The organism is Nostoc sp. (assembly GCF_036918245.1).
Lineage (GTDB): Bacteria > Cyanobacteriota > Cyanobacteriia > Cyanobacteriales > Nostocaceae > Nostoc.
This window is the reverse complement of the sequence record NZ_JBALEF010000087.1, coordinates 109,194-132,258: the sequence shown is the minus strand read 5'-3', so window position 1 is coordinate 132,258 and position 23,065 is coordinate 109,194. Positions and strand designations below refer to the sequence as shown.

The window sequence follows — 23,065 nt, the reverse complement described above, 5'->3', positions numbered from 1 at the left end:
CCAAAATAGAAAAAATTATGCCTTACGAAAAATTAGAAATTACCACACCAGCACCCGTCTTATCTTGGGCAAATCACTCTTTGGGGCCAGAAGAAACCAAGATGGCCAAGAATGTGGCATCATTACCATTCGTATTTAAGCATGTAGCATTAATGCCAGATGTTCACTTAGGAAAAGGTGCCTTAGTGGGTTCTGTAATTGCAACTAAAGAGGCAATTATTCCAGCAGCTGTCGGTGTGGATATTGGTTGCGGTATGAGCGCTATCAAAACAGCATTTACCGCCGAACAATTAGAAGGTAAACTAAAGAAAATCCGCTTGGATATTGAAGCAGCAATTCCGACTGGATTCAACGAAAATAAAGACGTTGAAAAATCTGTCAGCAACTGGCAGCACTGGGATGATTTTAAAGACTTACATCGCGGTGTGCAAGACCTACAAAGTAAAGCGATGAAACAGATGGGTTCTCTCGGTGGAGGAAATCACTTTATTGAAGTGTGCCTCGATACAGAGAATCAAGTTTGGCTGATGCTGCATTCTGGTTCGCGTAACATCGGCAACAAACTTGCCCAGTGTCATATTCACACAGCCAGAGAATTAGCAAAAATGGCAGGTAATAAATTGCCTGACCCGGATTTAGCTCACTTTGTCGCTGGTACGCCAGAATTCCAGGCATATTGGCACGATTTACAATGGTCACAAAACTATGCACGTGTCAACCGTGATGTGATGATGGCGCGTTTTAAGCACATAGTTGAGAAGCATTTAGTCGGTGGGAAAGCAACTAGACCTTTATTGCAGGTTAATTGTCATCACAATTACGCCGAAAAAGAAGTGCATTTTGATGAGGATGTATACGTTACTCGTAAAGGTGCAGTCCGCGCCCAAACTGAAGACTATGGGATTATTCCTGGTTCGATGGGAGCGAAATCTTTCATCGTTAAGGGTAAAGGTAATGCACACAGCTTCTGTTCTTGTTCTCACGGTGCAGGGCGTTTGATGTCTAGAAATAAGGCAAAAAATGTCTATACACTTGATGATTTGATAGAGCAAACTAATGGTGTAGAATGCCGTAAAGATGAGGGTGTATTAGATGAAATTCCTGGTGCTTACAAGCCGATAGAACAAGTTATGGAAAACCAAGCAGATTTAGTTGAAGTTGTAGCAACGCTCAAGCAAGTTCTTTGTGTTAAGGGATAAGTTTGTCGGGTGGGTAATGCCCACCTTTTTTATTTTTTAAACGCAGAGGTGTGCTGAGGTCAGCGCAGAGGTACGCTGAGGAATAAATGATTGTTTTAAGTGAATCGACTGAATAAATAGAGGTATCTGTTGAAATTCTTGCCTCTTGCAAATCTGAAAATTAAAATACACAGAACTTGTTTGAAAAGGCAAACAAAATTCTTGCAAGGCTAGAACCTATTATAATTTATGGCTATTATTATGGTGGCTACAATTATACTTACGAACATCGAGTCCTTTGTAGTACCTCATCAAATAAAACAAAAGCTATTAAGTTGGGATTGAAAGCTAATGGAATGTTTGCGGTTGATAAGTCGCTCTCAGAAATGATTAGTTATCCCAAAGGTCAGCAAGTCAGACAATTATTGCAAGAGGCACTTCAAGGTTGTAGACGTTACATCAGAAGTTTTTGGGAGAGTGGATATGCATATGATTTAGGTTATACTCAAATTGGAGATTGGCTTGGATTTAAGCATCAGTTTTGGTGTGAGTACAACACATAAAGCGCTGGACGAATATATAGCAGTCCAAAATTATATGTCGATAAAAAATTTAAGTGTAAATATTGTTTATTGTTAGCGCTACTCCACGAAAAACTGCTGCTCGCTGATAGCGCTAACATTTAAATTTGGCGTCTTTTCAAAATTACATTGTCAAAGATTGAGGATTTGTCTCAATCAATTTTGCTAAATCTTGCAAGAACGCCGCAGCATGGGCACCATAAATAATCCGGTGGTCAGAAGTAATATTGACTTGCATTTGTTGCCGCACGCCAAATAAACCGTCGGGTGTTGCTACTACTTGCGGACGGGATGCCCCGATCGCTAAAATTGAACCTTGTCCAGGCGGTAAAATTGCATCAAATTTGTCTACGCCAAACATCCCCAAATTGGACAGGGTAAAGGTACCACTGTTATATTCTTGGGGTTGTAATTGTTTTGCCCTGGCACGTTCTACTAAAGATTTCCAAGTACGCGATAGAGAATAAATATCCACTGCATCTGCATTTTGCAGCACAGGTGTAATTAATCCGCCATCATCCATCGCTACTGCTACGGAAATATTGATATCAGAATGATAAACAATACCCTGGTCTGAGTAGCTAGCATTTAACAATGGGTGTTTTTGCAATGTCACTGCTACAGCTTTCGCCAGTAGCGCTGTCATTGTCACGCCTTTGGATTTAATTTGTTTATAAAGTTTGTCTAATCCATCGGTGGTAATTGTATAACCGACACGGAAGACGGGCACGGATATGGTGGCTACCATGTTCCGCACTACGGCATTTTGGAAGGTAGTTAAAGGTACAATTTGACCAGTAACAGCCGCTGCCACGGGTGCGGGTGCTGGTGTCTGAGGTGCTGGGGGCGCAACTGGGGCACTGGTTGGTATGGGTGCTGGTGGAGGAACTGGGGCAGGTGCAGTTTGCTTGCCCTTGTTAGACAACGCTTCTACATCTTCGGCGACAATGCGTCCGTAGGGGCCACTACCTTGGAGTGTAGTTAAATCAACTTTGAGTTCTTTGGCTAACTTGCGGGCACGGGGTGAAGCTACAAGCCTTCCTTCTTTGTGGTTAGACCCGTTTTGAGACGCTAAGGCAGGTGTTGCGGCTGAGGCTGTGGCAGCAACTGGTTTCGGAGAAGAGGTAGTAGTAGCAGCCACACCGCCGGAATTAGCCTGAGATTTGGCAGTTTCAATTTCAGCTTCCGTTTCGGCGATGAAGGCGATCGCAGATCCTACCGGGGCAGTTTCACCAGCTTCAACTATGATATGGGCAAGAAAGCCTTCATAAAAGGTTTCTACATCCATATCTGCCTTATCTGACTCTACAACCACCACTGTTTCGCCTTTTTCCACTTTGTCCCCAGGCGATTTCACCCAAGAGACGATTTTGCCTTCCGTCATAGTGGAACTCAGCGCCGGCATAAATACTTCGTGAATGCTCATAGGGTGGTTTGGAAATCAATGGTTTATGGACTTTAACAGTTTTTGTCAGATCGAATTGTATCTTGATGGGAGAGTTTTAGACTGTTTATATTTTAGGTTGGGCATTGGGAATTGGGCATTGGGGCAAACAGTTCCTCTTTTCCGAGTTCTGTTAACAGCAAGGGCTAAACGCCCCATTGGCACAGCCTCTCGTAGAGAAGAAAGCTAACAGCACTCCTGAAGGGCATTGGACATTCAGTAAATCGCAAAGTTTTTTTCCAACAGAGCGATGCCTACGGCAGGCTACGCCTACGCCAAGAGTTTGTAACTTGAGATACATTTCTTGCTGAACTATTTTAACTCGTAGGTTGGGATAAATTACTTTTACTTATAGTTAAGCAACTTTCAACGACTGATAACCGGATGGAATATAAATATCTTTAATAGTTTCATATTTGCGCTCAACAACTTGACGTAGAAAAGCTAATATTTGCTTAAGACTAAAAAATTTACGATAAATTAATCGACTACCATGAGCGTTTTAGACTAATCTTAAACCAAAGAAGATAAACACAAATATTGACTAAAACAAAAGAAATACCAACAAATAATAATTGCAACACGAGCTTTTTATTATTCGTTCGGATTCGACATATATTTTTTAATCCATAACTGCTCTCAATGCCAAACCTTCTTTTATAATCTGGATGGATGTAAGATAAATTTATTTTTGGTTTCACCCCAATACTTTGGAGTTTCAAGGGTTTCGTTTAGTGGGTGGAAAATCAGGGTAAGCGCATAAAAATATGTGACCAATAACACAGAAAAGTTGACAGAGTTATGACCTCAACGAAAATTTGAAGTATTAAAGATGTTAAGTAGTAGGCTAATAAAATAGGCATCTATCAGAATTGGGCGAATCAGTCATATGGCACTATCTCTAAAATCCTCAAAAAAAACAGTTAAAAATTTAAATAAACTGAGTGTGGCAAATGCTGATAAGCTGACAGAAAAAATGGTGTCAATATTTAGCTGGCTCTTGGACCCTCGTGTAGAAAGAAAACGTGTTCATGCATTAACAGATATTTTAGTGATAGGAATATTGTCGGTAATTGCAGGAGCGAAGGGATGGGAAGACATGGAAAATTATGGGTTGAGTAAATACGAATGGTTAAAAACGTTTTTAGTTTTAGAGGAAGGTATCCCCTGTGCAGATACATTTCGTCGTGTGTTTGAACGTATTAATCCAACCCAATTTGAGCAAAGCTTTCGAGATTGGGTAGGAGCGATAATTGAATCCACAGGAGCAGAGGTAATTCCAATTGATGGAAAAGCGCTCAAAGGCTCCGATGATAGAGTTTTAGGCAAAACAGCCTTAAGAGTGGTTAGCGCTTGGTCAAGCGAACATCGATTAGTGTTAGGTCAAGTTAAAGTTGCGGATAAATCGAATGAAATTACAGCAATCCCGGCTTGATTAGAATTATTAGACATCGCAGGATGTATTATCACCATTGATGCGATGGGTACGCTTTCCAGCGCTCGCATCTCAAATATTTCATGCCAAAGCAGATTATATCTTGGCACTGAAAGGAAATCATCCCACCTTGCACGCACAAGTGAAAAGTTGGTTTGAGCAACAATTATCTCAAGGATTCGAGAGGATTACTCATAGTTATGATCAAAGAGTAGAAACAGGTCATCACCGAACAGAGAAGCGTTTGATATGGTGTGTTCCTATTTCCCAATTACCATCTTTACATAACCAAGAAGATTGGGTTGGGCTTAAATGTATTGTTATGGTAATCAGAGTACGACATCTTTGGAATAAAACAACCGGCGAAGTTCAGTTTTATTTAACTAGTTTAGACTGTGATGCTATCAAATTAGGTCGAGCGATTCGAGAACATTGGAGTATTGAAAACGGTTTACATTGGACAAAAGAAGTAACATTCAACGAAGATGCTTGTCGTGTTCGTACTGGTCATGCTCCACAAAACTTAGCATTGCTACGACGAATAGCCCTTAATGCTTTAAACCTCGAACAATCATTCAAGCCTAGTAATCGTCAAAAATCCAATCGAGCCGCGATGGATAACAATTATATGCTGACTGTTCTTGCCGCCAGCTTTGTTTCTAGATGATTTTTCTCAATCCGCTTACCCTGGGTGGGAAATATCAACCTTTGGAACCAAATGCTCAAGGGTGGCTGTGGAGTCAGCAGTTAGAATTATTTTTGGCAGTGTATGAGTCCAAATTACGGTTTTTTAACGTAGATAATCAGTAGCGACTCCAGAAGAAAGGGCACAAGCAGCAGAACGAGAAGCTGAAATAGCACAGCAGCAAGTAGAAGAACTGAAGGCTAGATTGAAGGGATTGGGGGTTGAGCCAGAAGAGTTAGAGTCGGAAAAATAAGCACTATTTCTCTTTCTCTTCATCTAGTGCTTTTTGGATAGCACGACGGCAAAATTCTGGAGGATCGTCTTTAGCTTTTACCTCTTCCTTCATAGATTCGGTAACACGAAAGCTGAGATTTGCTATTAACTTTTCTTCTCTGTTTGATTCAATAGGTTTTAAATTTTCTGGTGTTCCTTTGGGATTAGGCATTTATATAGAAACGTAAATACACCTTGAACGATATGCGCGCATAACAATAGATTGTATTTAAGGTAGGTGTTTACCCTGGAAAAGTTGACACCTACCAATATCCACTATCAAAAATGGACACTTCTATTTTATGTTCACGCGTTCCGAACTTGAAATCAAAACCATCCGAGAGTTACGCGACTTATGCCGACGCTACGGTATCAAACCGACAGGAAACCCAGGATACAAAGTTTCTTACATCACTTCTCTGATGGCATTCCCGCAATTAGCACTACATCAGATGCAAGAGGGAAGAGGGTTAAAGGCTCCCACTTTCACGACTTTTCAGTATATTGGCGCAGCGATCGATGAGATGAGTTCACCTACAGATAAGCAAATAGCACTGATTCGGCTAACGCTGGAAGGTAGGAAAATGACTTACCCCGATAGATTTGAACAGGAAAAGCTGTTGAATTTGCACAAAGCTAAAATGCTTGTTGAGCAAGCTTTTGCCATGTTGAGCCAGTAAACAGCCCTGATTGCAATTTTTAGGTAGTTAAACCATAGTGCGGGGTAGCACAATTGTGCTGCCCTACTGGGGATTGAAACAAAATCCCTCAATACTTTAGAGTGAATAATAAACTCAACTCCAAAGCGCGATCGCAATGACTGATAAAGAACTCAAACATCTACTTGAGAGTAATGCTAAAACAGTCCAAGCTATGTTAGATGAAATGGCGGAAGCACGACAAGAACGCCAAGAACTCCGAGAAGGAATGCTCCAAATCCAGAATGCAGTAGCACAATTAACGAATATACAAGAGAGAATAACCAATTTACTAATTTCTCTTGATGGCGATCGCCCCACAATTCTCAAAAAACTCTCAGCACTGGAAACTAAGCTCGATCGGCTATTGCAGCAAAACCCAACGGATGAGTTAGGGTAAATACTCATAATAATGCCTATACGTGTTGAAACAACATTTATTTTCCTTAAACAGTTGATAATGTAAATAAATGTAAAAAAGTCTCAGGCAGGATAGAAGCATCTATGCGTGTAATTTTAATGACTGGTAAAGGCGGTGTGGGCAAAACTTCCGTCGCTGCTGCAACTGGACTCCGTAGTGCCGAACTAGGCTATCAGACATTGGTTTTAAGTACAGATCCCGCCCACTCCCTCGCAGACAGTTTTGACATGGAACTGGGACATACACCCCGAAAAATTCGCCCAAATTTGTGGGGTGCTGAACTGGATGCCCTGCAAGAACTGGAGGGAAACTGGGGTGCTGTGAAACGTTATATTACCCAAGTTTTACAAGCAAGGGGTTTAGACGGCATACAGGCGGAAGAATTGGCTATTCTACCAGGCATGGATGAGATTTTTGGCTTGGTAAGGATGAAACGTCATTACGATGAAGGTGAGTTTGATGTTTTAATTATTGACTCGGCCCCCACCGGTACAGCACTGCGCTTACTGAGTTTACCTGAAGTCGGTGGCTGGTATATGCGTCGTTTTTACAAACCATTTCAAAACATCTCGGTGGCACTTCGACCCCTGGTTGAACCTTTTTTTAGACCAATTGCTGGTTTTTCGCTACCCGATAAAGAGGTGATGGATGCACCTTATGAATTTTATGAACAAATTGAAGCTCTGGAAAAAGTATTAACAGATAATACTCAAACCTCAGTACGTCTGGTAACAAATCCCGAAAAGATGGTGATTAAGGAGTCTCTCCGCGCCCATGCTTATCTGAGTTTGTATAATGTTGCAACAGATTTAGTAGTGGCTAATCGGATTATTCCTAGTGAAGTTCAAGACCCATTTTTCCAACGTTGGAAGGAAAGTCAGGAGCAATATCGTCAGGAAATTCATAATGATTTTCACCCTCTCCCTGTGAAAGAGGTTCCCCTATTTTCTGAGGAAATGTGCGGATTAGCTTCATTAGAACGCCTGAAAGAAACTCTTTATAAAGATGAAGATCCAACTCAGGTTTATTACAAAGAAACAACTCTTAGAGTAGTGCAAGAGGAAAACCAATACAGCTTAGAACTTTACTTACCTGGTATTCCTAAAGACCAAGTTCAACTAAGTAAAACCGGAGATGAATTAAACATTACTATTGGCAACCATCGTCGTAACTTAGTTTTGCCACAAGCCTTAGCAGCACTACAACCAGCCGGAGCAAAGATGGAAGATGACTATCTGAAAATCCGCTTTGCTGACAACACAACAGTTTGATTTAGTTAAACGTTCCTCTGTCAACAAAAAGTTAAAATTAAAAAGCAAGAATTTCCTCTTGTAGCTAGTACAGACGCAACTTTTTTCGCGTCTGTTTTTATGATTTTTTGGTGAATTTTTATAAAAGGCAAATAAATATTTTTATTAATGATTTGACCGTAGTTTTACTGAAGACAAAATGATGAAATAAATTTCAAAATGTCTTTAGATTTAATTATGTCCGTTTTCAAATTATTAATTTATTTTGCTATAAGCAATGGCCTCCAACCCTGAACAAGATTTGCCCTTATATCGTCATGAAGAAAGTTTACTACGCCGTATTACAAACCGGATCCGACGAAGCTTAGAGTTAGAAGAAATTATCAAAGTCACAACGGCAGAGGTGCGATCGCTACTAAAAACTGACCGAGTGATGATTTACAAATTTCATCCCGATGGTAGTGGTCAAGTGATTGCTGAGTCAATTTACGAAAATCGTTTGCCATCACTACTAGGACTGAATTTTCCTGCTGATGACATTCCACCCACCGCCCGTGAACTATTTATCAAATCACGGGTGCGTTCTGTTGTGAATGTTGATACTCAAGAGATTGGTCAAATTCACTTGCATGAGTTGGAAAATGGAGAACCTATATCAGAGGAGATCCGTTACCGCCCTGTAGATCCATGTCATGTTGAATATTTGACAGCAATGGGGGTAAAGTCCTCTGTAGTAGCGCCTATTCTCTATCAAGATCAACTTTGGGGACTGCTAGTCTCTCATAATTCGGAAGCACGTTTAATTTCAGAATATGAACTAGAAGCAATACAGATGGTAGTTGATCAACTGTCAGTGGCGATCGCTCAAAGTACCCTTCTTGCTCAAGTTCGCAAAACAGCCGAACACGAAACGATCATTAACCGCATTGCTAGCCTACTACATTCACTCCCAACGATTGTATTACAACCAGCCTTAGAAGCAGCTGTTGCTGCCTTTAATGGAGTTGGTGGCAGGCTTTGCATTAGAAATGAAGCTTTTGATTTCCACAATGGCAACGTGACCAGCTTAACAGAATGCTTAATACCAGGAAATACTTGTATCAAGCTTTATATCTGTGGACAGCAACCTGTGATGCCAGAACAAACCATATATCCACTCATAGAGCAGTATAGTGTTTGGCAAGAACACTACAAGTCTAGTAAATACGATGTTTGGGCAATTTCAGATATATATAACACTCCTGGCTTGCGAACTTTGCAAGTTGCTTTTCAACCAACTAAAATTCGCAGCATATTGATGATCCCACTCCAGTATCGCCAGCAGTTGTTAGGCTATTTAAGTATTTTCCGCAACGAAATAGATACAGAAACTCTATGGGCGGGGCAGTATGACAGCGATCAAAGGCAGCTTTACCCCCGACAATCCTTTGAGGTTTGGCGCGAATCTAAAAAAGCACAAGCTCAACAATGGACGATTGAAGAGATTGAACTGGCTAGAAACTTAGGTAAACACTTTGCTTCAGCAATTCAGCAGTATGAATTATACCAACAAGTACAAGTCTTCAATGAAAATTTAGAAAAACAAGTTAAAAGACGCACAATTGAGTTACAACGGTCGTCTGAACAAGAACAGGCTGTATTTAAAGTTATTGCTGAGATTCGGGAATCTCTGGACACAGATACTATTTTTCAAACCACTACTAAAGAGGTTTGTCAATTAATCAAAGCCGATCGCGTTTCTGTTTATCGTTTCGATTCTAATTGGGGTGGTGAATTTGTCGGAGATTTCGAGGCTGCTAGTCCATACTGGTCGAATGAGTCCGAACTAGGTATTAATACAATTTGGAATGATACCTACTTACAAGATACACAGGGAGGACGTTACCGCAACAATGAAACATTTGCAGTCGATGACATCTACAAGATGGAGTTTGCTCAGTGTCATATCGACAATCTTGAGCAGTTTCAAATTCATGCTTTTGTGCTTGCGCCAATTTTTGTTGGGCAAAAACTTTGGGGTTTACTAGCAACTTATCAACACACTGGCCCTCGGCAATGGAAAGCTTCTGAAGTTAACTTTCTCAGTCAGATTGCGGCCCAAATGGGCGTAGCACTCCAGCAAGCTGATTTACTCTCTCAGACGCAACAACAGACATTAGATTTGCAACAAGCAGCAGAACAACAACGGGTATTGTTTGAAGTTGTGGCGAAAGTTAGAGAATCTTTGGACTTAGATGCGATTTTTCAGACAACCACCCAAGAAATCTGTAAATCACTAGAAGCGGATCGAGTTGCAGTCTACCGCTTCCAGGCTGATTGGAGTGGTGAATATATCGCCGAGTTTGTGGGTGATAACTGGTTAAAGCTAGTAAGTTCTGATACCAAGACAGTTTGGCAAGATAGCTATTTGCAGGAAACCCAAGGTGGGCGATATCGTCACAATGAAACCTTTGCAGTTGATGACATTTATGAAGCTGGACACTCTCAATGCCATGTTGCAGTACTAGAGCAAATTCAAGCAAGGGCCTATGCGATCGCACCTATATTTATCGGGCAACAACTATGGGGCTTGCTAGCAGCTTACCAGAATTCTGCACCCCGCCATTGGGAACCCTCGGAAATTAAGTTTATTACTCAAATTGCTAATCAGCTTGGGGTTGCACTCCAACAAGCTCAATTACATAATCAAACCAAAGAGCAGACCCAAAAGCTAGCTCAAGCTTTGCATGATTTACAGCAAACTCAAACCCAACTGATCCAAACTGAGAAAATGTCCTCATTAGGTCAACTGGTAGCTGGTGTGGCTCACGAAATTAATAACCCCGTGAACTTCATTTATGGCAATATTAATCATGTCAATGATTACACCCAAGATTTACTTAGTATCCTAGACCTCTATTTACAAAATACTCCTAACCCTAGTCCTGAAATTAGCGATCGCGCCTTTGAGATCGACTTAGAATTTATCATGGAGGATTTGCCCAAAACTCTATCTTCCATGAAAATTGGGGTCGATCGCATCCGGCAGATTGTCTTGGGTTTACGGAATTTCTCTCGCCTTGACGAAGCAGAAAAAAAACCAGTTGATATTCATGAGGGCATTGATAGCACCTTGCTAATTTTGCAGCATCGCTTGAAAGCAAAACCAGAAAGTCCGGCGATTGAATTAGTCAAAGAATATAGTAACCTTCCTTTAGTAGAGTGCTATGCCGGGCCGCTAAATCAGGTATTTATGAATGTTTTAAGCAATGCGATCGATGCTTTAGAAGATTACACGGAATCTCAATCAAAACCTCATAGCAGTCAAATTACTATCCGTACTGCTCTTGGAGAACTTGAAGGCAATATCAAGAGTGTAGTCATTCGCATTGCAGACAATGGTTCAGGAATACCCGAAGCTCTCAGAGCAAGAATCTGCGATCCCTTTTTCACAACTAAGCCAGTCGGAAAAGGCACTGGCTTGGGGTTGTCAATTAGTTACCAGATTGTCGTAGATAAACACGGTGGTGTGTTGAAATGTGATTCTCAACCTGGGTTAGGTACAGAATTTTGGATTGAAATTCCGATTAGACAAATCAACTAATCATAGAAACAAAAAATTAACTTGAATAAAGTTATCTAATAATTTTGATTTTCTGCAAAAAATTTGAGTTTTGGGGTGAAAGCATAGTAGGTTGATTGATAAGTGATAGATAGCTAGTAAGCTGATTTATACTTGACTAGGGTTTAACGCTTAGGAGTATGCATGATTATGAATTTAATAAATCCCTCTGAAAACGTCATTAGTTGTTTGCAGACTATCTTGGATGCCACTGCTACGGGAAATTACGACCTTTTTCTTACAGTAGGTGATTCAGACTACAGAGCAGATATTACCAAAGAAATTTTTGACCAAGTTAGCTCCCCGCTAATTCCACGTATGTCTGAGGGTTATACAATTACTTACTTCGGTGATCTCAAACAAGGAGAAACTCAGACCTATTTGTGGAAGCTGAGTTTTGCTGATGATGGACATGAATTTATAGTACGTATGGGGATGAAGGGGGACAAAGTTAATCTGATATGGATTACTTAATATATATGCATATCTGCTGTGAAAACAAAAATACGCTGTAGGATAGCACATCTATGCTATGCTGCAAATCGCCAACCTACAATTCTTTTTAACTTCTAAGTTGCACAGGCATCGCTAAATAGGTCATTTTCAAACTACCCAATGGTGTAAAAATCACTGGAGTTAGGCTTTGATTTAAATGCATTTGAATTTCGGAAGATGGTAACTCTTTTAAGCCTTCCATCAAATATTTAATGTTAAAAGCAATCTCAATATTTTCCCCAGAAATTTGTGCTGGCATCGACTCTCTACCACTGCCCACATCTTGAGCTTCACAAGATAAGGTAATTTCTTGAGCTTGGCTATCAATACTAAGCTTGACAATATTGTTTTTCTGATCTGCTAACACAGCAATCCGCTCCAAAGTGCTGACAAATTGTCGCCGTTCAATTGTGACTTGTCGCTCAAATTGACGCGGAATCAATTGTCGATAAGCAGGATATTGCCCTTCTAATGTGCGACTGGTCAAGCGTTGATTTTGCCATGCAAACACAACTTGACCTTGATCGAAATATAAAGCTACAGGTTCATCTGATGAGGCGCTATGAGCTAGCATTCTTTGGAGTTCGCGTAATGCTCTAGCTGGTACTGTCACTTCTAGTTGACTAGTTCCGCCTAAAGGACGCTCGTTGCTAGTTTCTACTACTGCTAGGCGATGTCCGTCGGTAGCTGCAAATTCTAGAGTGTCTTGTTTAACTGTTAAATGCACTCCTGTGAGTACTTGCTTGGTTTCATCAGCACTGGTAGCAAATAATGAACCGCGTAATCCCTCAATTAATGCGGTGGTGGTGAGATGGATTACTTCTGTATTTTCAATTACAGGTAGTTCGGGAAATTCTTCCGGTCCCATTGCTCGGACTTGATAATGTCCGCTCTTGGGTGTGAGTGTGACTATTAAACCTTCTCCACCAGATGTTGCACCTGTGAGGGCTGATTCATCATCTAGAGTGATTTCGCCTTCTGGAAGACGAGAAGTGATGTCTACAAGTAATTTAGCAGGAAGTGCGATCGCACCACTTTCCCATACCTCTGCGTTAAAGCTGGTGCGGATTCCTAAGCTGAGATCAAAGGCTGTTAAGCTGACTTGGTTAGTTTCAGCATCCGCTTGGAGCAGCACATTGGCAAGTACTGGATGAGTTGGTCGTGAAGGTACTGCACGACTAACAAGTGAGAGGTTTGTACTGAGATCGCTTTGGGAGCAAACTAATTTCATAAGTCAGATTCAGCTGGTGAAAGATATCCTAACATCCTTAATACCAACAGGACTTCATTTATCACGTTAACAGGGTTGAAGGGAAGATTCTATTGTTAGACAACAGCTAAAAGCGATGTCTACGACGGGCTACGCCTACGCTCCTACGGTTCAGGCTGTGAAAATTTAAACCTTTGCAACAAATGTTCTTCCATGTATAAGAAAGGCTTAAGCATTTCCAAGAAATATATAAGCAGTTGCAGCAAACGCTTAATACTTTGCAACAAATATTCTTCCATATATAAGAAAGGCTTAAGCATTTCCCAGAAATATATAAGCAGTTGCAGCAAATGTTTAATACTTTGCAACAAATGTTCTTCCATGTATAAAAAACGCTTAAATCATTGCAGCATTTGTTGTAATGAGCTTATGAATTGATTTACTACCTGAAATCTAAAAATAATTTAGGTGAAATTAACTAAGCTTTGGGAGATGCGATGTCTAATATGGGCTACACCTACGTAACTTATTTGTAGTATTTCCCCATGACATAAAATATATTTTTGTATAAAACAGTACTATTAACCTAGTGGCAGAGATGCATTATGGCACGTCGTAAAAGAAATTCCAGCGTTTTAGAACGAGCCGATCGCCGGATTGAAAGTTTACAATCTATCAGCGTAGAACTTGACTTTGGCGGAGGACTGACTATACAAGCTTATAACATGACAATTAACGATCTCCGGTCTAAGCTTGCTGCCTACAACACTGCGCTATCTACCATTGACAAACTCACAGATGATGTAAAGAACGCAGAACAGGCTGTAATAACCATGTCAGAAAAAATGTTACTAGGAGTTGCCAGCCGTTACGGTAAAATCAGCCAGGAATACGAGATGGCCGGTGGTGCTAGACGAGGTAATACTAAGAAGAAGCGAGGCGTAGTAGGCAATTCTAAAGTCACCAATTCTTTAGCAGCCGATTCTGTTCAGCTTTCTTCTGCAAATGGATCTATGAATGGGGCTTCGGGTGCGATCGTCAGTTAGCTAAAATCCAATAGGGAACAGCACTAAGTTAAGCTGAACCAACACAAATAACTGGTTCCCAGCCTCCAGGCTGGGAAACCATTCTGGGAGGCTCCGCCTCCAGTAGGCTTGACGAGAGGTAGAACCTCTCGGAATACATTCCCAGCCTGGAGGCTGGGAACGAGGCGAAAAAATTAAAGCTTTTTAACCCGTGTAGGCGGGTTTTGTATTTCGACTCCGCTCAACACAAGTCTGTGTAGCCGTGACTTCCAGTCGCCCGGTGTAGTACGCAAACATACTATAATTTGTGAAAAGCCTAATTTATCCTACTCCTAAAGACGCAAGAGGTATCGTTGGTGTCGCTTAAAGTATTCTGTTCCTACTCTCACAACGACGAACCCCTGAAGGATGAACTAGCTAAACACCTAACTATGTTGGAACGGCAAGGTGTAATTTCAACCTGGCACGATCGCAAGATACCACCTGGAAGAGAATGGGATCAGCAGATTAATGAAAATTTGAACACAGCCGATATCATTTTATTGCTCGTCAGTTCAGACTTTATATATTCTAAATACTGCTGGGATGTTGAAGTTACCAAAGCAATAAAACGCCACGAAGCTGGAGAGGCTTGCGTCATTCCAATTATTTTGCGAAATGTTTCTTGGCAATCTGCACCATTTGCTAAATTACAAGCTCTGCCCAAAAATGCCCAACCTGTTAAGTCTTGGAATAATCAAGACGATGCATTCACGAATGTAGCTGAGGGAATTAAATTTGCTGCTGAACAGCTAACTAAGGAGCGTGAGCAAAAACAGGCAAGCAGAGAAGTCGCCATAGCTGAGTATCGGCAGAAGGCTGAAGAATTTTCGTCTGATGGCGAGATTTCTCTTGTGGAATCGGTAATATTGAAAGATTTACAGGAAAAGTTAGGATTAACAGATTTAGAAGCCAGTGCAATCAGAGAGAAAGCATTAGAGCCTTACGGTATATATAAGAAAAATATAGACAAATACAGGCTATTCTTGCCAGATTTTGTAGATCGACATGGATATCCATTGGATGAAAAAGCTAAAAATGAATTAAAGAAATGACAACAATACTATGGACTTAGAGATGAAGATGCAGTTCGCTTAGAGAAAGAGCAAGAAGTAGAGTATCAAAAACGGCAAGCAGAAAAACTTCTGCAAGAACAGGAAGCAAAGCTTTTTACAGAAAATTTGGGCAATGGTGTAGTTCTGGAAATGGTTGCAATTCCTGGCGGTAAATTCTTGATGGGTTCCCCAGAGAATGAGCTAGAACGACGCAATTCTGAAAGTCCACAGCACAGTGTTATCGTTCAACCTTTTTTCATGGGTAAATTCCCAGTTACACAAAGCCAATGGGCAGTTGTAGCTGCTCTGGAAAAGGTAAATATTGATTTAAATCCCGACCCCTCGGACTTCAAAGGTGCTAATCGACCTGTTGAGTGTGTTTCTTGGGATGATGCAATTGAGTTTTGTGCCAGATTATCTAACAAGACTGAGAAAACCTATCGCTTGCCTAGTGAGGCCGAGTGGGAATATGCCTGTCGTGCAGGAACTACCATCCCATTTTATTTTGGTGAGACGATTACGACTGATTTAGCTAATTATCGGGGGACAGATTGGAATTATCAAGGGACATTGTATCGAGGTAATTATGGTCAAGGGCCCAAAGGTGAATTTCGTGAGCAAACAACAGATGTCGGTAAATTTCCACCAAACCCCTTTGCTTTATTTGATATGCATGGTAATATATGGGAATGGTGTCAGGATGCTTGGCACAAAAATTATAACGGAGCGCCAACAGAGGGCAGCACTTGGATAAGTGATAATGAAGATCGGCTGCTGCGTGGTGGTTCGTGGTACCACAATCCGAGGAGCTGCCGCTCGGCCTTTCGCAGCATGATCGCGCGTGACGTTAGGGGCAACGACGTGGGTTTTCGGGTTGTGGTTGCGGCTCCCCTCAGGACTTAGTATCCCTTTACACTCTTGCCCTTTTGCACTCTTCGCTTTTTTCTTTTCCCTTCTTCTCTGTCTCGTGCTCTGCGCGATAAAATTTTTTTAGCTAAATTTTGAATAAGTGATTTACCGATAATACAGAAAACTTATGATTTAATCAAGTGGTATGTACCAATTTTAAATCGTTTACCTAGAGATCATAAATTTTTGTTGGGAAATCGGATAATTACAGAATTATATGAGCTATTAGATGGTTTGATTGTAGCACGGTATGCAAAGCAAAAATTAGCTCAGTTAGAGGTTGTTTGAAAAGTGTTTCGCTGTGACTTTAGGCACTTTTAGATCCCCCCTAACCCCCCTTAAAAAAGGGGGGAACCGGAATCAAAGACCCCCTTTTTAAGGGGGATTTAAGGGAATCTAAAACTTTTTGTTACCAACAACAGGATTTTTCAAACATCCTCTTAGAAGCGTTGAATAGCAAGTTTTTTGAGTAGGCACGCCAATATTAATACTGTTCTGAAGTACGACGATAACCACAAAAAACAAGAGTTTCAAGCTACTATTACTGACATGCTTGCTGACCTATTTTGAGTTAGTCTGAAAAGAGTTATGTGCTTGCAACCCTTGATGGGATATATCCAAGAGTTAAAGACGCTAAAATTTACAGCAGTTGATAAGAGTTAAGTTGATGAGTTCATCACTTGAAAAAATTTTAAGCGAGATTGAGCAATTAACTCCAGAGGAGCAATTGACGGTAATGGGGCATTTGGTGGAGCGTATGAAGAAACATATCATTCAAGCACAACCAAAACGCAAGTGGAGCGATTTAAAGGGTATGGTATCCTATCCGCTATTGGGTGAAGATGCTCAGGAATGGGTTTCGCGGACTCGACAAGAAGGAGATGAGCATCGAAAAGGATGCCAGTAAATTGCGGAAAACTTGCCACAATTTTTGTTGAAATCATATATGGTTAGGCAAGTTTACCTTGTGGAAAACTTGTGGAAAAGTACTTGAGTTTTTCCACAAGGTAATTATACTTAATTAAGTTTTGACTGTAGAATATCAAGTTTTCCCCAGTTTTTTGCACAATCTAAGTTAAATTTAATCAATTTTTATACGTTACTTAATATTTTTGACTAATTATTCCGCTGTTAAGGCTCATAATTCAGACTGCTGCTTGTGGAAAACTTACAATACATCTTCAGGATGGTTTTTGAGAACGGCTAGTCATATTGATGCGATCGCTCAGTTGGCGGATTGTTTGTGCTAAAGTGCGATCGCTCTCCTGGAGTTGAGTAATTTTATCGCAACTATAGATTACCGTTGTATGGTCTTTACCACCAAACTCCTCACCAATTCTCGGCAAACTCAAGGCCGTGTGTTGGCGCATGAGATACATTCCTAATTGACGCGCCCAGCTAATCTCTCTTCGTCGTGAGTTACTTTTGAGGTCATCTATTGAAACATCAAAATTATCCGCCACAACCTTTAAAATTGCTTCTGGGGTAGCTGCCATTTTTTCGTTAGGCGGTTCTAAAACTGGCGTAATATTTTCCACAGTCATCGGTAATCCCCAAATAGAAATATAAGCCACCGCCCGAATTAAAGCTCCTTCTAATTCTCGAATATTAGAAGTATAGTTAGAAGCAATATACTCAATCACGTCGCGGGGAAGACTAATATTTTCATCCTCGGCCTTTTTCTGCAAAATTGCCATTCTCGTTTCTAAATCTGGCTTTTGGATATCTGCAATTAACCCCATAGAAAACCGAGAACAAAGACGTTCTTGTAAGCTAGAAATTTGGTTAGGAGGACGGTCAGAAGCAATGACAACTTGTTTACCAGCTTCATGTAGAGTATTAAAAGTATAAAAGAATTCCTCTTGGGTATATTCCTTGCCTTCAAGAAACTGAATATCATCAACTAATAAAAGATCAGCGGCTCGGTAATGCTCTCGGAAACTTTGCATACTATCCTTACGAATCGCTGTAATTAAATCATTAGTAAACTGCTCAGTAGAAACATAAAATATTTTACAATTAGGACAAATTGCATAGCGATAATGACCAATAGCCTGCATAAGATGAGTTTTACCCAAGCCGACACCACCGCATAAAAATAAAGGATTAAACTCTTTACCTGGAGATTCTGCAACTGCCAAAGAAGCAGCGTGAGCCATGCGATTGTTAGCACCAACTACAAATCGTGAAAAGACATATTTAGAGTTTAAGTCAGTAGTTTGATGATTATGATTAACAACAGCTTCAGAAATACTGCTGGAATTTGATGATTCCCAAGCAACCTCTCGTTCACTAAAATGAGAAACTTCATCACCTTGAGCAACGGTAATGTAAATTCCCACAGGATGACCGAGAATATCTTGTACTACATGAGCAATGGTATTTATGTAATACTTCTGTAACCAATTACGAGCAAATGGGTTAGGAGTACGGATAACCAAGCAATTATTTTCTAATCGCTCTGCACTAGCAGTTTTGATCCAAGTTTCAAAGGTAGGTCGGGATAGTTCAAGCTTTAGGCGCTCTAGTACCTGACTCCACAGATTTTCTATGGGAATTTCCATTATCCACCACCTTTGCTGCTAATCGTCACAATAGAAGAGAAAGCACTAATTTAGCATTGAGACACTCTAGACCTAAAATAAGCTTTTAAGTTGTAATCGTTTTGGGATATACCCGGTAGGCAAGATCCTAACACCCACTGACTGACACGGAGAAGCAACGACACATGAAGATAACAAACCATCACTCAGCGCCCAAAAAGATTGAAATTAGGGGCTTACCCCATAGGTTGTGGATGCTCTCATACGGGGTAGCAGTGGTGTTCTTGGGGAGCTGCTCTCTTCTACCTGCTAAGACCTTTGATACTCAGCAAAGCGATACTCAAGCCCAAAAAACAACAGAACCTAATCAGATAATTGTCCCCCCGCCAATTTTTTCTTCGTCTGCTGATCCTAATTTTGTGGTGAAAGTAGTGCAACAGGTGGGGCCTGCGGTAGTTCGTATTGATTCTTCCCGAACAATCACTTCTCGCGTACCAGACGAATTTAACAACGATCCATTTTTCCGGCGGTTTTTTGGAGAGGGAACCCCACAGCCTAGACAACGCGTAGAGCGCGGTAGTGGCTCTGGATTTATTATTAATTCTTCTGGTCAAATTGTTACCAATGCCCATGTGGTAGATGGTGCTGATAGAGTGACTGTTATACTCAAAGATGGCCGGACTTTTGATGGGAAAGTTTTGGGTGAAGACCGAGTAACAGATGTGGCAACGATCAAAATTAATGCCAACAATCTGCCAACTCTATCTGTGGGTAACTCCGATGCCTTGCAACCAGGAGAGGCTGTAATTGCCATTGGTAATCCATTAGGCTTGAATAATACCGTCACTTCTGGAATTATTAGTGCTACAGGTCGTTCTAGTAGCGATATCGGTGCTAGTGACAAGCGGGTTGATTACATCCAAACGGATGCTGCAATTAACCCTGGTAATTCTGGTGGGCCATTGCTCAATGCTCGTGGTCAAGTGATTGCGATGAATACAGCGATTATCCGAGGCGCTCAAGGTTTGGGATTTGCTATACCCATTAACACCGTGCAAAGGATTGCCCAAGAATTAATTGCTAAAGGCAAGGTAGATCATCCTTATTTGGGTGTTCAGATGGTGACATTGACACCAGAAAATAAAGAAAGAATCAAAAATGTCGCTGGCGATCGCTTAAATCTTACAGCAGATGAGGGCGTTTTGCTGGTTGAGATTGTGCCGCGATCGCCTGCATCTGTAGCTGGTCTACGAGTCGGTGATGTGATTAAAAGCATTAACAGCCAGCCTGTTACTAAAATTGAAGAAGTACAAAAGCTAGTAGAAAAAAGCAAAATCGGTACAAAGTTACCAATAGAAGTGGAACGCAATGGGCAAATTGTCCAAGTAGGAGTTCAACCTGCTCCTTTGCCTGTAAGACGTGAAGGATGATGTTTGTCATTAGTCATTAGTCCAATGCCCAATGTCCAATGCCCAATGACGCCAGTTGCTTCTCCCAAGGGGAGACGCTACGCGAACAAGTCGGGCATTGCCCGCCCAACGCACTGGCTCCCCAATTCCCCATTCCTAAAAGGAGTTTTATCATGACTGAATTAGCCCCAATAATTCAATTAGGCAATCCAACATTGCGCCAAAAAGCTGCTTGGGTTGAGAATATTCAAGATGAGCAAATCCAAAAATTAATTGAAGATTTAATCGCCACTGTTGCCAAGGCTAACGGTGTGGGAATTGCTGCGCCTCAAGTAGCACAATCTTATCGTTTATTTATTGTGGCTTCCCATCCTAACGCCAGGTATCCCAACGCCCCGGAAATGGAACCTACTGCCATGATTAATCCCAAAATCATTGCTCATTCAACTGAAGTTGTCAAAGATTGGGAAGGTTGTTTAAGTGTTCCAGGAATTAGGGGGTTAGTTCCTCGCTATAAATCTATTGAAGTAGAATACACTGACTCTGAAGGCAACTTACAAAAACAAGAATTAACCGATTTTATCGCTCGGATTTTTCAACACGAGTACGATCATCTCGACGGTATCGTATTTGTCGATCGTCTAGAGAACACTCTTGATATGATTACTGAGCAAGAATATCAACAACGAGTAGTTAACAAATAAATGGGCGTGGGGGGTGGGAAGTAGCAGACCTCTTGCAAAAGTCCCTAACACCCCTCCGCGATGCTTTGGGGAGGGGAGCGTTTGCTTTACTCAAATGCGGGGTGGGGTTCTTTATTTTTGATTTATGCAAGAGGTCTAGTGTATTACAGCTATTTTTAGGTAAATAGACCACGCGGTAGGGGCGCAAGGCCTTGCGCCCCTACAACAGATGTGGTTCAAATACATGAAAACTGCTGTAATTACGAATTACGAATTATTTAAGCGTGTGATTCACAAACTTGCTCGTCCCGCCATAATTGATATAGCCGCGTTGTTGGCATTGTCATATATAAAACATCACCAACACTGAGTTTAGTGTCTAATAAATCCCACCCATGAAGGCTTTGGTGGTTTATTTCTACGTACAAAGGTACACAATCAGTGGACATAGCTACATCTTTTACCCACTGCCCGCAAAAGGCATGTGAAGCTGTAATCACAGTCGCAAAAGCTACCCAAAGACTATCGGCTGTGATGCCATTGCCGAGGATGCGTCCCCCTAGTGCCGCGGCAGCAAAAGCTGGGGCTGCCAGTTCAGCCGGACTCAGTACGGCCTCGAAGCCAAATAGCTGTTGCGCTATGCCAGCAAAATCAGGATCGGCATAATTAACAATCACTGGAATGCTGGGTGTTAAACCTTTGGCTTTGAGGGCAATTTCCAGATTGGTAGCATCATTGTTAGTAACAGCAAGCACTGCGGTGGCAGACTCTATATTGCTAGCTTTGAGTATTGTGCGGAAGCTGGCATCTCCCTGAATGACAGGGATACCTAGTTCACGGGCGGTGTTGATATATTTGTTGTTGGAGTCGGGTTCAACTACTACAACTTCATATCCGCTGGCGTGGAGTTGCTGGACAATTCTCACCCCAATACCACTCAAGCCACAGACAATGTAGTGATATCGCTGGGGAATTCGGGCTGCATCCCAAAATTGCTTAAAGCGGCTTCCCAAGACAAAATCTGTGAGCATGGCATACCAAATACCAATCACCACTGCTCCAATCAGCATCATCACAACGGTAAATAACTTAATACTTTTAGGAGCATTTTCTACTACTTTGTCATTACCACCCGCTCCAGTAATCATGCCTACAGAAAAATATAGAGCATCGACAGGAGACAAACTCAACTCAGCCGACATATAGGTGAATGTAGCAATCAGAATAACCGCCAATAGTACAATAGCACCCACCAGTACCGATCGCCCGTGTTGCTGAAACAGCCTAAGATTAGTCAGGACTTTCAGCAGTTTTTTAATCAACGATCTCCGAGGAGAACGGATGCGGGGTTGGGTACCAATAATTAAGCGATCGCCCACTCTTATCTCTTGTCCAGATATCACAGCTGACACCAAATCCATCTCACCTTTTACTGGCAAGTAATAAATCAACATCCGCGATCGGTCTTCCCACAATTCACTTAGCTTTCGACCCTTCCAGAAGTGGTTTTCATCAATGTATTCTTCGTGAATCGGCCAAGTTTGCTGAAATAATTTGATTTGTCCGATCGCTCGGTTTCCCAGCGCTGCAAAGGTGAATACGGGTGCTGCTAATCCCACAACACTCATACTCAAATGGTCTGGCAAACTTTGATCTAGGCGCTCTCCTAAGTTTGTATTATAAAAACGGTTGATAATCCGAATCTGGGGATTCAGCACCCGCGCTTGCATCATAATAGACAAATTCAGAGCATCTTTAGATCCAGAGATTACTAAAGTGTGTGCCTGTTGAATTCCTGCTGCTGTCAGGGTAGAAGCTGCTTGTAAATCTCCAACAATCACATCTCCTGCTGTTTCGCCAGGGATAGATTGGTGATGAATGCCAACAACGAAGGCTCCCTGGTGTCTCAGCAGACGAAAGATTTTATATCCGGTAAGTCCTAAGCCACAAACAATAATTCTGGGTTTCATGAAACGGCAGCATCTTTTACAGGTCAGGCTGCATTTCTAGTTAGTTATTAATAATCTTGCCCACTTTTCTGGAATATAACTGTAACTGACAACACGATTGTTTCAATTGGGGGCAGGGGGCAATAACAATTCAAAATTCAAAATTCAAAATTCAAAATTCA

19 protein-coding genes and 3 pseudogenes are annotated in these 23,065 nt (G+C 41.3%); 16 read left to right on the top strand and 6 right to left on the bottom strand.

Annotation, left to right across the window (positions count from 1 at the left end):
- The first annotated feature begins 17 nt into the window (after positions 1–17).
- Both V7L12_RS24915 and V7L12_RS24910 read left to right on the top strand, forming a co-directional pair.
- Entirely contained in the window at positions 18–1,199 is a 1,182-nt protein-coding gene (locus V7L12_RS24915; RefSeq protein WP_335088426.1) for an RtcB family protein, read from the top strand.
- Between the two features lie 176 nt (positions 1,200–1,375).
- The gene (locus V7L12_RS24910) at positions 1,376–1,741 is read left to right on the top strand and encodes a hypothetical protein (RefSeq protein ID WP_335088424.1); all 366 of its coding nucleotides are present in this window, start codon (positions 1,376–1,378) and stop codon (positions 1,739–1,741) included.
- A gap of 142 nt (positions 1,742–1,883) precedes the next feature.
- Here V7L12_RS24910 and V7L12_RS24905 read toward each other — a convergent pair whose 3' ends face one another.
- Entirely contained in the window at positions 1,884–3,185 is a 1,302-nt protein-coding gene (locus V7L12_RS24905) for a dihydrolipoamide acetyltransferase family protein (RefSeq protein ID WP_335088422.1), read from the bottom strand.
- A 373-nt stretch (positions 3,186–3,558) separates the two neighbouring features.
- Positions 3,559–3,901 (bottom strand): annotated as a pseudogene (locus tag V7L12_RS33340) (ISH3 family transposase); the annotation flags it as partial.
- 191 nt (positions 3,902–4,092) lie between these two features.
- Between V7L12_RS33340 and V7L12_RS24900 the strand changes: the two are divergent.
- Positions 4,093–5,305 (top strand): annotated as a pseudogene (locus V7L12_RS24900) (ISAs1 family transposase).
- Positions 5,302–5,448, top strand: coding sequence for a hypothetical protein (locus tag V7L12_RS24895; RefSeq protein WP_335088420.1), 147 nt, complete (start codon positions 5,302–5,304; stop codon positions 5,446–5,448). The pseudogene V7L12_RS24900 and the gene V7L12_RS24895 overlap by 4 nt, the downstream one beginning before the upstream one ends.
- Positions 5,449–5,579: 131 nt before the next feature.
- Here V7L12_RS24895 and V7L12_RS24890 read toward each other — a convergent pair whose 3' ends face one another.
- Positions 5,580–5,768, bottom strand: coding sequence for a hypothetical protein (locus V7L12_RS24890; protein ID WP_335088418.1), 189 nt, complete (start codon positions 5,766–5,768; stop codon positions 5,580–5,582).
- A 130-nt stretch (positions 5,769–5,898) separates the two neighbouring features.
- Here V7L12_RS24890 and V7L12_RS24885 point away from each other — a divergent pair, with 130 nt between their 5' ends.
- The 5 genes from V7L12_RS24885 to V7L12_RS24865 all read left to right on the top strand — a co-directional run bounded on the left by V7L12_RS24885 (position 5,899) and on the right by V7L12_RS24865 (position 12,040).
- Positions 5,899–6,276, top strand: a complete 378-nt coding sequence (locus V7L12_RS24885) for a hypothetical protein (RefSeq protein ID WP_335088416.1) — start codon at positions 5,899–5,901, stop codon at positions 6,274–6,276.
- A 136-nt stretch (positions 6,277–6,412) separates the two neighbouring features.
- A complete protein-coding gene (locus V7L12_RS24880; protein ID WP_104904624.1) occupies positions 6,413–6,694 on the top strand; it encodes a hypothetical protein in 282 nt (93 codons plus the stop codon).
- Between the two features lie 104 nt (positions 6,695–6,798).
- The gene (locus tag V7L12_RS24875) at positions 6,799–7,986 is read left to right on the top strand and encodes a TRC40/GET3/ArsA family transport-energizing ATPase (RefSeq protein ID WP_334819124.1); all 1,188 of its coding nucleotides are present in this window, start codon (positions 6,799–6,801) and stop codon (positions 7,984–7,986) included.
- A gap of 256 nt (positions 7,987–8,242) precedes the next feature.
- Positions 8,243–11,548, top strand: a complete 3,306-nt coding sequence (locus V7L12_RS24870) for a GAF domain-containing protein (RefSeq protein WP_335088414.1) — start codon at positions 8,243–8,245, stop codon at positions 11,546–11,548.
- 168 nt (positions 11,549–11,716) lie between these two features.
- Entirely contained in the window at positions 11,717–12,040 is a 324-nt protein-coding gene (locus V7L12_RS24865; RefSeq protein WP_335088413.1) for a hypothetical protein, read from the top strand.
- An 88-nt stretch (positions 12,041–12,128) separates the two neighbouring features.
- Here the strand turns inward: V7L12_RS24865 and dnaN are convergent, their stop codons facing one another.
- Positions 12,129–13,292 (bottom strand): DNA polymerase III subunit beta, encoded by a 1,164-nt coding sequence (dnaN, locus tag V7L12_RS24860; protein WP_335088411.1) that lies wholly within the window; start codon positions 13,290–13,292, stop codon positions 12,129–12,131.
- Positions 13,293–13,876: 584 nt separating this feature from the next.
- On the opposite strand from dnaN, the gene V7L12_RS24855 reads away from it, so the two are divergent.
- The 5 genes and pseudogenes from V7L12_RS24855 to V7L12_RS24835 all read left to right on the top strand — a co-directional run bounded on the left by V7L12_RS24855 (position 13,877) and on the right by V7L12_RS24835 (position 17,206).
- Entirely contained in the window at positions 13,877–14,317 is a 441-nt protein-coding gene (locus V7L12_RS24855; RefSeq protein ID WP_335088409.1) for a hypothetical protein, read from the top strand.
- Between the two features lie 335 nt (positions 14,318–14,652).
- On the top strand, positions 14,653–15,390 hold the full coding sequence (locus tag V7L12_RS24850) for a toll/interleukin-1 receptor domain-containing protein (RefSeq protein WP_335088407.1): 738 nt from the start codon (positions 14,653–14,655) through the stop codon (positions 15,388–15,390).
- Positions 15,391–15,540: 150 nt separating this feature from the next.
- On the top strand, positions 15,541–16,293 hold the full coding sequence (locus tag V7L12_RS24845) for a formylglycine-generating enzyme family protein (RefSeq protein ID WP_335088405.1): 753 nt from the start codon (positions 15,541–15,543) through the stop codon (positions 16,291–16,293).
- Between the two features lie 102 nt (positions 16,294–16,395).
- A pseudogene (locus V7L12_RS24840) lies at positions 16,396–16,578 on the top strand (diversity-generating retroelement protein Avd); the annotation flags it as partial.
- A 388-nt stretch (positions 16,579–16,966) separates the two neighbouring features.
- On the top strand, positions 16,967–17,206 hold the full coding sequence (locus V7L12_RS24835) for a hypothetical protein (RefSeq protein ID WP_335088403.1): 240 nt from the start codon (positions 16,967–16,969) through the stop codon (positions 17,204–17,206).
- Between the two features lie 274 nt (positions 17,207–17,480).
- Here the strand turns inward: V7L12_RS24835 and dnaA are convergent, their stop codons facing one another.
- On the bottom strand, positions 17,481–18,863 hold the full coding sequence (gene dnaA, locus V7L12_RS24830) for a chromosomal replication initiator protein DnaA (RefSeq protein ID WP_335088401.1): 1,383 nt from the start codon (positions 18,861–18,863) through the stop codon (positions 17,481–17,483).
- Positions 18,864–19,027: 164 nt separating this feature from the next.
- Here dnaA and V7L12_RS24825 point away from each other — a divergent pair, with 164 nt between their 5' ends.
- Both V7L12_RS24825 and def read left to right on the top strand, forming a co-directional pair.
- A complete protein-coding gene (locus V7L12_RS24825; RefSeq protein ID WP_335088399.1) occupies positions 19,028–20,272 on the top strand; it encodes an HhoA/HhoB/HtrA family serine endopeptidase in 1,245 nt (414 codons plus the stop codon).
- A gap of 152 nt (positions 20,273–20,424) precedes the next feature.
- The gene (gene def / locus V7L12_RS24820) at positions 20,425–20,955 is read left to right on the top strand and encodes a peptide deformylase (RefSeq protein ID WP_335088397.1); all 531 of its coding nucleotides are present in this window, start codon (positions 20,425–20,427) and stop codon (positions 20,953–20,955) included.
- 257 nt (positions 20,956–21,212) lie between these two features.
- Here the strand turns inward: def and V7L12_RS24815 are convergent, their stop codons facing one another.
- Positions 21,213–22,904 carry an NAD-binding protein gene (locus V7L12_RS24815; protein ID WP_335088395.1) on the bottom strand — a complete coding sequence of 564 codons (1,692 nt, stop codon included), beginning with the start codon at positions 22,902–22,904 and terminating at the stop codon, positions 21,213–21,215.
- Positions 22,905–23,065 lie beyond the last annotated feature (161 nt).